At 37.7% G+C, this 3,406-nt stretch carries 2 protein-coding genes; one reads left to right on the forward strand and one right to left on the reverse strand.

The window, feature by feature from the left end:
• The coding region (locus BN52_RS07535; RefSeq protein WP_040473497.1) for an IS110 family transposase at positions 1-578 on the forward strand (578 nt) is incomplete at its 5' end.
• A 257-nt stretch (positions 579-835) separates the two neighbouring features.
• On the opposite strand, the gene BN52_RS07540 is transcribed toward BN52_RS07535, so the two are convergent.
• Entirely contained in the window at positions 836-3,217 is a 2,382-nt protein-coding gene (locus tag BN52_RS07540; RefSeq protein ID WP_008473865.1) for a hypothetical protein, read from the reverse strand.
• Positions 3,218-3,406 lie beyond the last annotated feature (189 nt).

Genomic DNA, 3,406 nt, shown 5'->3' on the forward strand with positions numbered 1-3,406 from the left:
GATTTGAGCAAGTCAACGCTAAGCTTCAAGAGATTGATGGCATTGGAAAAAGAAAGGCAAACAACCTGTCCAATTCTCTTTTAAGCCTGGCCAAGTTGGCTTACGCCTACTACGACTATGACAGCGTTCAGGTGAAACTAGTGCGGCGCCTAGCACAACAGCTAATCGATTTAGAAGCTGAAAAAGCTGAGATCATCGACTACATGGAAGAAATAGCTCCTAAAGATGACTTGGAGCTATATTTAAGCGTTCCAGGCATTGCCAGAATTACAGCCTTGAGATTGATCGCAGAACTGGGAGACTTGCGCAGATTCAAGAGCTCAAATCAGATTGACGCCTTTGTAGGAATAGATCCAGGAAGATATCAATCTGGAGAATACGATGGCCATTTGGGAATAAGCAAGCATGGCAATCACATTGCCGATTATTACAATGCAAAAAAACAATCTTCTCATAGCAGAAGCTACAAGAAGATTGCCATTGCGAGCGTACATAAGTTAATAAGAACCTTGTACGCAATGATAATAAACGGCCAAGCGTATGATTACAACGTAGCCACACATAATCAAAGACTTTAATTGTAAAAGCACTTGGTTATGTACAGTATAACAGTCTGGTTTAAAAATATAAATACTAGACTGTTGTTTGTCATGCAAAAATTAATGACTATAATCTCCAATTGATTCAATAATTGATAAGAATGATCAAAAATACTTGCTTAAAATACCTAATAATACTTGATTTTGGGTAGAAAATAAATTTTCTATCTAACAATAAGCAAATTATATAATGTGGCATAAAAAATCATCCCGCCTTTTTAGGGATGATTTCAACCTTAAACTTCTTCAATTAATTGGACAAAAGCTGGTGCTAACAAAACTTCCTTGCCTGTAAATTCTTCATGAGCAGGAATAAAGCTTGGATTTGTCCGATATACTAATTTCGCTAATTCAGCTTGAGCTTGAGCCAAACTATGCCATTCATCAGCAAGGTAGGTTCCGGCAGCAGTAATAATGCGCACTTGTTTTGCTTCGGTAGCTGTCTTCATGATTGCCTTCTTCGAAACAGTGATCACTGGCTTAGTCTTTTTAACTGGTGCAGGACTTGGCTTGATCTCTGGCTTAACTGCTTCAACTGCAGCTTCAGCTTGCTTAGCTTGTTCTTCTTTAGCTAGCTCTGCAAGGTGCATTGCCTTAGTTTCTTTAGCTTTAGCTACCGCAACTTGCTTGGCAAATTCATTACGATGATCTTTGAAGTAAGAAACTAAACTGAAGAACGTTTCTGCACTGAAACGCCAAATATCGCCATCTTTGAACCACAAGCCAATCTTGGGAATGTTTTGCTTCGCAATATCCGATAAATCTTGTCCAGTCAAATGTAATTCTTGAACGGGATAACCTTGTAAGCGTAGCTTCTTCAACACATCACTTTCAGGCATAACCGCCTTCATATTGACGTAGGTTCGCATAATGTACTTCAATAGCTTCTTATACGTTGGCAATGGAATTTCTTTCGCATTAGCTTGGGAAATTTGAATCTGTCCTTTACTGTCTGCTACTTCAATAATATCCTTCTCACCGATAAAAATTTGTTCATTGCCTAGATCTGACTTCAAGTCATTGACGCTCCGCATTTCTTGATTGCTTGGCTTGCTTGCTTCTGGCTCAGACGGTTTTGTTTCCGGATTTTCTGCTTTAGATTCTTCATCAACCTTTGAAGTTTCTGCCTCTTCAGGCTTTTCAACCTTAGTTTCGACATCAGGCTTTGCCGGTGCTGGTTGATCAACCTGTTCCAAAACCTGTAGCTTGGAATTCAATTCAGTCTCAGAAATCACATTTGATAAATCAAGAACCAATTCTACATCATAGTACTTCCTATCACCAATTTCATATGCCAAACTAGGAGCTAAAGCAATCTTATTATTAAGCTGGCCTTCTGCAAGTAATTGTCGATTATGAATCATGAAATTAATAACCGTTTGGACTCTAGTTGGATCTAGTTTTTCTTCATCTAGCCAAGCCAAATATTTCATGACATAAGGACGAGCATTAAAGTCATAGCGTTGATTCTCAAGCAAGAAATAACCTAATAAGGCATCTTGATCAGTTGGCATTTTTTCAGAAGCGTGATAATTATAGATCTCAACCTCAGAAAAATTGGACAACAACTCTTTATTGGTTTGGTCAGGCAGAGCTTTAAATTTGATTTGTGATCCTTCAGGACTTTCTTTGGGCAAAATATAATTTCTTGGCAAACGCACTGATTGCCCTGCAGAAACTAGTGCCCCAAACTTATGGCCATTGATTAGCCAAATATTTTTCAGCTTATAATCTAATTCATAATCTTGCCCATTCCAGACTGGCTTCATCCCTACAATTGAACCAGCATAATAATGTTCATCCGCATCCAATAAATCATAGTTCTTCTCAGGTGCCTTATCAGTTACTAACCGTTCAAAATATTTATCATAACGAGCGGGTTGGTAGCGAACATCGACATGACCTCTTAGTTCGGCATACTCTTTCAAGTTGATCGTTGGTGTTAAAATCGATTCGCCAATCTTTTCAACGAGGGTTGGATTATTTTTAACTTCCAAAACCCAATCGTCGCCCCGATCATAATTAGAAATCAACTCTACATGCGGAATATGTTCATTCTTTGCCGTAAATCTAGCCGGTACACCCAAACCAGTAATAAAAGTCGTACCAAGACCATATTTGCCACGGCCATATGAGGTAACCGAACTGATTCCCTGAATGACATCCCCAATGGATATCTTGTGCTTCCCATCAAGCGGTGGAATCGAAACCATTTTGATTCGTTCTAGCGATAGCCACAAATGATAGTCGATGGGACGACCAGCTTGGAAAATTCCAGTTTGTCCGCCGTCAAATTCAACTTTATCGATTAAAATATCTCCAACTGGCTTAGTTTTAGCATTCGGCGTTGTAATGTGACTTACAATTCCTTGCCACATTACCGGATGTTCAGCTTCAAAATATGGTTTTAATCTTATGTGATCTGAATATTCATACTCATAATTATTCCTCAACTTCGTCAACGTCTTTATCCGAAAAATATTCAACGTGCCATCTTTGCGAGCTTTATCTAATGAAACCTTCAACTGACAAAACGGAATTTGTGAATCATAGCTATCTTCAATTTGATTCGTTTTCTTGCGTTCATGAATCAAATGCTTTAATTTCTTACGATCCATTTTTGACCTACCTTTCTGTTAAAATTATTCAATTTTATTCTGTTTTAAAATATTCAACTACTTACTATTATGAACCACTTTGAACAAAAAGTATAAAAATTACGTATGATGGTAAGTGTCAATATTTTTGCGGTAACCCATAAACCATTAGTCTAATCTTGCTTTCTTAAATATTTATATGATTTAAAC

The sequence above is a fragment of the Lactobacillus gigeriorum DSM 23908 = CRBIP 24.85 genome, assembly GCF_000296855.1.
GTDB classification, from domain to species: domain Bacteria; phylum Bacillota; class Bacilli; order Lactobacillales; family Lactobacillaceae; genus Lactobacillus; species Lactobacillus gigeriorum.

Bases quoted from the DNA above. Each gene is read 5' to 3' on its own strand.
- BN52_RS07540 (WP_008473865.1), bottom strand. From the start codon at position 3,217: ATGGATCGTAAGAAATTAAAGCATTTGATTCATGAACGCAAGAAAACG.